Below are 5,599 nucleotides of genomic sequence, written 5' to 3'. Positions count from 1 at the left end.
GCTATGGAATTTTCATGGATGATAACAATGATCGTCCCACAGACAGCCCGGGATGGCCTACGGGTTCCTCCATCAAAATCATGTGGGACAAACAGCCGGGCCTTACTTTCTGCGGCGCCTATGTGATTCTCATGGTAGATCTCAGCAATTACAGGACAATGAGTTTTTGGATCAAAGGGCAGAAGGGCGGAGAGGCCTTTGAGATCGGGTTGAACGACAATATTTCAAATAAGCGCGAAGATGCGGTCAAGCTGGGATCCATTACGCGGTATTTGCCGGAGGGAGTCACGGCCGAGTGGCAGGAAGTGAAGATCCCGATCAGCGATCTCTTTGGTTTGGACGTGAAGCGCGTGTACAGCATGACTTTTATGTTTGAGGATACAAGTGCCGGGGCTTTTTGGGTGGATGATTTGAGGTTCCACGAGAGTTTGCTTGTTGACCGGGAAACGGAAATTAACGAGCAGGGCTATTTGGCGCTGGATGACTTCAACTATTCCTATCAGAACTTGCTTGGTCGTAAAGCTAATATTTATAAGAAGTTACCATCTGTTATCACCATGGAGCGGGTGGATGCCCCGCGGGTGGGGGACTGGGGCAAGAGCCTGAAGCTCAGCTACAACAAAGAGTCTCTGGGCTGGTGCGGGTATTACACACTCCTCAATCAGATTGACGGAGAGTTCTATGACCTGAGCATGTATAAGTCCGCCACCTTTATGATCAAAGGCGAGGAGGGCGGGGAGATGTTTGAGTTGGGCATGGCGGACCGCAATTGGGTCAATATCGGAGACTCCATCAAAGGCGGCCCGATCGACAAATTCCTCCCGGGCGGTATCACAACCGAGTGGCAAGAGGTCGAGGTGCCGCTGGAGGCATTTAAGGGAATTGATTTTTCGCAGATGGGGTCCTTTGTGCTTAACTTCCACAAGAAGAGCATTGGGACGGTGTACATCGATAACTTGAGGTTTCACATCAAGTCCGAAGAAGAACTTTTGGACGAGTGGTAAAGTAGAGGATTTGTCATCCCCGCGCAGGCGGGGATCCAGTTGGCGAGTAGATTCCCGCATTCGCGGGAATGACACAGGAGGAAGGGAGCATGAGGTTCAAACCAGTGTTTATGGTGGGTCTTTTCTTGAGCGCTGTTCTTGTGTTGGGGATGTCCGCGGCCCAGGCTTCGGCCGGTGCTGAGGAGACGGGCGGCGGGGTGTTGGTCGACAGTTTTGAGAAGAACACCAATGCCTTGGGCGGCCGGGCGGCCACTTACCAAAAAGAGCCTTCGCGCGCCCTGGGCGTGCGCACGGCCCAGAATGCCCGCATAGAGGGCGGCAAGTCCTTAACCCTGAAGTTCGACAAGAAAGGAGAGGGCGGCCCTTATGGTAAAGGAGGCTGGTGTGGTTTTTATGAGCTCCTGAAAGTCGGGGACCAGTACTTTGATGCCACCTCCAAGACCAAGATCACGTTTTGGGTCAAGGGAGACACAGGCGAAGAGAACTTTAAACTGGGATTGGCGGACCGGCAGTGGGATGAGGTCGGCGACTCGGTGAAGTCCAAGCCGGTGACGGATTATCTTGAGTCCGGGAAGATTACGATGGATTGGCAAAAGGTCGAGGTTCCGCTGGCGGAGTTTTTCATCGACATGAAGGAACTGGCCTCCATTGCCTTTTGTTTTGAGACAGATCTCTTTGAAGGCGGGGCCATGAAGAGCACGGTGTACATCGATGATTTGAGGATCGAGTGATGAAGCGGGCTACTTCGTCGTTGCGAGGAGTCCTGATGCCGGCGCGGCAATCTGTGTTCCGCCGTCATTGCCAGCCGCAGGCGAAGCGATCATTGTTCCTCCGTCATTGCGACCCTGAGCTTGCCGAAGGGGAAGCAATCTTTGTTCCGCATAGATTGCTTCAGTCGCTCCGCTCCCTCGCAATGACGGCTACGGATTTGCCCTGCGCAATGACGGGGTTGCTGCTGCTTACGGCAGCGTTTTGCTTCGTAACCCCGGCTTTTGCCGTCGAGCCGCTTCTGGTCGACAACTTCGAAGGACCGGCCATCCAGAACACCCTGGGCAACCGGGCCAATGTGTTTATCCGGGCTCCCTCCCGGGCCATGACCAGCCGCCGGCAGGAAACGGTTAATGGAAAAGAGTCCCAAGTCCTGCTCTTGCGCTTTGACAAACAAGAGGAGGGCGGTCCGTATGGCGGGGGTGGTTGGTGCGGGTATTACACCTTGCTCAAAAAGGGCAGCGAGTATTTGGATGCTTCCCAATACAGCAAGATCAGTTTTTGGGTGCGCGGAGAGGAAGGCGGCGAGGTCTTTCTCATGGGCGTGGCTGACCGGCATTGGGACGAGGTGGGGGATTCGGTTAAATCCGAGCCAATCGGGAAATACCTTTCCGGCGGAAAGGTGACCACCGAATGGCAGCAGGCCAACGTGCCTCTGGACTACTTTTTTGTCGACCGGGCCAAGCTTTCTTCGGTGGCCTTTGTCTTTGACACAGGCGCCGGGGCAGGCACGATTTATGTGGATGATCTGAAGCTGGAGTGACCCAGATTCAGGGACGGTTCTTACTGTTTGCGGAGCTTGCCGGGCTGTAAGAACCGTCCCTGCGCATTCTGCTCACCGCTTGACAATATACGCGCGGGTGTGCTATCTTGGGGATTCCGATTTATAAGTCTGAGCCCCCCTAAAGGTTCGTAACCCCTTACACAACAGGAGGAAGGATCAAAATGGAAGTCATTGTCAAGTCAGATTATGAGAGTATGAGCAAGCTCGCGGCCGAGATCATCGCAGACGTGGTTCGCAACAAGCCGAACGCGGTTCTGGGCCTGGCCACGGGCAGCACGCCGGTGGGCACCTACAAGGAGCTCATTCGCATGCACAAGGAGGAGGGGCTGGACTTCTCTAAGGTGACCACGTTCAACTTGGATGAGTACGTGGGCCTTCCGCCGGAGCACGATCAGAGCTACCGCTACTTCATGAACGAGCAGCTCTTTAATCACATCAATGTGGACAAGAAGAACACCCATGTGCCGGATGGCATGGCGGATGATATTCCGGCCTGGTGCGCTTGGTACGAGGAGCAGATCAAGAAGGCCGGCGGGATTGATATCCAGTTGCTCGGCATCGGCGGTAACGGTCACATCGCCTTCAATGAGCCCGGGTCTTCCCTGGGTTCCCGCACCCGTGTCAAGACGCTGGATGAGGGGACGATCTCAGACAACGCGCGCTTCTTTAAGAGCATTGATGAAGTGCCCCGGTACGCGATCACCATGGGTATCGGCACGATCATGGATGCCAAGACGCTGGTGCTTTTGGCCAACAAGGAAAACAAGGCGAAGGCCATTCTGGATACGATCGAAGGTCCGATCACGGCCAATGTTCCTGCAACGGTTGTGCAGTTGCACCGCGATGCGCTCATCATTACGGACAAGGCCGCAGCTTCTAAGCTCACCAGGAAATATCCTTCTGAGCGCAGTATCTTGACTCGTCCTGTTGCAAAGGTCTAAGACGTTTAACAGGGACGGTTCTGTAAGGATATTGGGGGACACATCTCCGAAAGAGATGTGTCCCCTGAGACTTCGTACGAGCCGTCCCTTTTTTCGCTGGTGCTCAGCACCGGCAACGGAGATGAAAAATGGCAGCGAAAGACACGAAAGCGATTCTTGATTCAATCAAGAAGACGATGGAGGCCTCGGAGCTTTCCGCAGCGCTTAACGCCAAGCGCGCCGGTTCTTGGAAGGCAGTGAGCAAGGACCAGATCGCCCAGCTCGAGGCTCAGGGAAATGCCGCGGAGGATTGGTCCAAGATTCAGGTGGTCCACGGATTTAAGCCGGAGTGGGTCAAGAATACCTACTTTGGCGGAGAGGTTAAGATCGGGAATCTCTCCGGCAAGATTGAGCTCAAGGGCGGGATTCAGATCCCGGCCGGTATTATCGGCAGCCGCGTGATTGATTCCACGATCGGGAACAATGTTCTTGTGAGCGGCGTAACGCTTTTGGCCAACTACATTGTGGAAGACAATGCAGTGGTTATGGATTCCGGCATTGTGGCCGTGCAAGGCGAGACAAGTTTCGGCAACGGCACGGAAATTTCTTTTGCTATCGAGACCGGGGGGCGTGAGGTGCGTGTGTTTACGGAGATTACCGTGGATCAGGCCGCAGCCCTGGCATCTTCCCGCGGGGACAAGCAGTTTTTGGCCGGCTACGGCAGGCTCTTGGAGGCCTACCTCCAAAAGGTCACGGCCACGCAGGGAATTATCGGCAAGGGCGCGCGCCTGATCGGCGTTCCGCGTCTGGTGGATACTTTTGTGGGCCCGGGCGCCAGGATCGAACAAATCACGGCTGTGGAGAAAAGCACCATTCTTTCCAACGAGGGCGAGGCCACGGAGATTCTGGACGGCGCATGGGTGCGCTCTTCGCTGATCCAATGGGGTTGTGAAGTGGCTTCCGGCGCGATCGTGGATCAGTCCGTGATGACCGAACATTCTCACGTGGAGCGCCACGGCAAGGTCACGCAGTCTCTCTTGGGTCCGAACACGGGGATTGCCGAGGGCGAAGTCACGGCTTGTCTGGTCGGGCCTTTTGTGGGATTCCACCATCAGTCCCTCTTGATCGCCGCTTACTGGCCCGAGGGCAAGGGGAACGTGGGTTATGGCGCCAATGTGGGCTCCAACCACACGTCCAAGGCCCCGGATCAGGAGATTTGGGCAGGGGAAGGCACTTTCTTTGGTTTGGGTGTGAACATCAAGTTCCCGTCCAACTTCAGCAATGCGCCTTACTCGATTGTGGCTACGGCCGTGAATGCTTTGCCGCAACGCGTCGAATTTCCGTTCTCCCTGATCAATACGCCTGCCAAGTTCTACCCGGGCGTTTCTCCGGCCTACAACGAGATCATGCCCGCGTGGGTGCTTTCCGACAATATCTATACGGTCAAGCGCAATGAGGGCAAGTACATGAAGCGCAACAAGGCCCGCCGTTCCGAACTGGTCTTTGAAGTGCTTCGTCCGGATATCATTGACCTGGTAATTGAGGCGCGCAAGCGTTTGCAAAGTGTGGCCGAGAAGAAGGAAGTTTACTCGGATCGCGATATCAAGGGCCTGGGCAAGAACTACTTGCTGGAAGCTTCCCGCGAAAAGGCGATCGAGACGTACACCTTCTATCTGCAGTATTACGGACTTCTGGGTCTGAAGAAGCAACTGGAGAATAATGCCGGCACCACGGTCTTGGAAGACAAAACCAGTGACGCGCGTTGGGAGCACGAGCGCGCCGTACTGAACGCGGAGCTTCCGGGCGTGGCTGTCGAGGATCTGCTGCAGAAGCTTGCGGACATGCAGAAGATCATTTGTGACGCAGTGCGTATTTCCAAGGAGAAGGACGATAAGCGCGGGGCGCGGATCATTGACGACTACCCGGAGGCGCACGCACCGGCCTCTGAGGACAGCTTTGTCAAGGAGACCGTGAAGGTCACGGAGCAGATGGTCTCGGAGATCCAGGCTTTGATCTCCAAGCTTGCCAAGAAGGCCACTGCTGCGGCGTAGTCAGAATACCGTAGGGAAGGGACGCAAAGTTTCAGGGGACATATCTCCTTCGGAGATGTGTCCCCTCAGGTC

Annotated in this window: 5 protein-coding genes; all 5 read left to right on the top strand. The window is 55.3% G+C overall.

Annotation, left to right across the window (positions count from 1 at the left end; translation table 11 throughout):
- Positions 1 to 1,004, top strand: a 1,004-nt coding sequence (locus tag JW937_09110; GenBank protein ID MBN1587566.1) for a hypothetical protein, incomplete at its 5' end; no start/stop codon positions are given.
- Between the two features lie 89 nt (positions 1,005 to 1,093).
- Entirely contained in the window at positions 1,094 to 1,735 is a 642-nt protein-coding gene (locus tag JW937_09105) for a hypothetical protein (GenBank protein MBN1587565.1), read from the top strand.
- 182 nt (positions 1,736 to 1,917) lie between these two features.
- The gene (locus JW937_09100; GenBank protein MBN1587564.1) at positions 1,918 to 2,535 is read left to right on the top strand and encodes a hypothetical protein; all 618 of its coding nucleotides are present in this window, start codon (positions 1,918 to 1,920) and stop codon (positions 2,533 to 2,535) included.
- Positions 2,536 to 2,717: 182 nt separating this feature from the next.
- The gene (gene nagB / locus JW937_09095; GenBank protein MBN1587563.1) at positions 2,718 to 3,497 is read left to right on the top strand and encodes a glucosamine-6-phosphate deaminase; all 780 of its coding nucleotides are present in this window, start codon (positions 2,718 to 2,720) and stop codon (positions 3,495 to 3,497) included.
- 128 nt (positions 3,498 to 3,625) lie between these two features.
- The gene (locus JW937_09090) at positions 3,626 to 5,527 is read left to right on the top strand and encodes a DUF4954 family protein (GenBank protein ID MBN1587562.1); all 1,902 of its coding nucleotides are present in this window, start codon (positions 3,626 to 3,628) and stop codon (positions 5,525 to 5,527) included.
- Positions 5,528 to 5,599 lie beyond the last annotated feature (72 nt).

Source organism: Candidatus Omnitrophota bacterium (genome assembly GCA_016929445.1).
Lineage (GTDB): Bacteria > Omnitrophota > Gorgyraeia > JAFGIU01 > JAFGIU01 > JAFGIU01.
The sequence above is the reverse complement of the archived record's forward strand: the minus strand, read 5'-3'. Positions and strand labels throughout refer to the sequence as shown.

What these genes read in the sequence shown, in the direction of transcription:
- JW937_09105 (MBN1587565.1), top strand. Translation starts at nt 1,094, where the DNA reads ATGAGGTTCAAACCAGTGTTTATGGTGGGTCTTTTCTTGAGCGCTGTT.
- JW937_09100 (MBN1587564.1), top strand. Translation starts at nt 1,918, where the DNA reads ATGACGGCTACGGATTTGCCCTGCGCAATGACGGGGTTGCTGCTGCTT.
- nagB (MBN1587563.1), top strand. Translation starts at nt 2,718, where the DNA reads ATGGAAGTCATTGTCAAGTCAGATTATGAGAGTATGAGCAAGCTCGCG.
- JW937_09090 (MBN1587562.1), top strand. Translation starts at nt 3,626, where the DNA reads ATGGCAGCGAAAGACACGAAAGCGATTCTTGATTCAATCAAGAAGACG.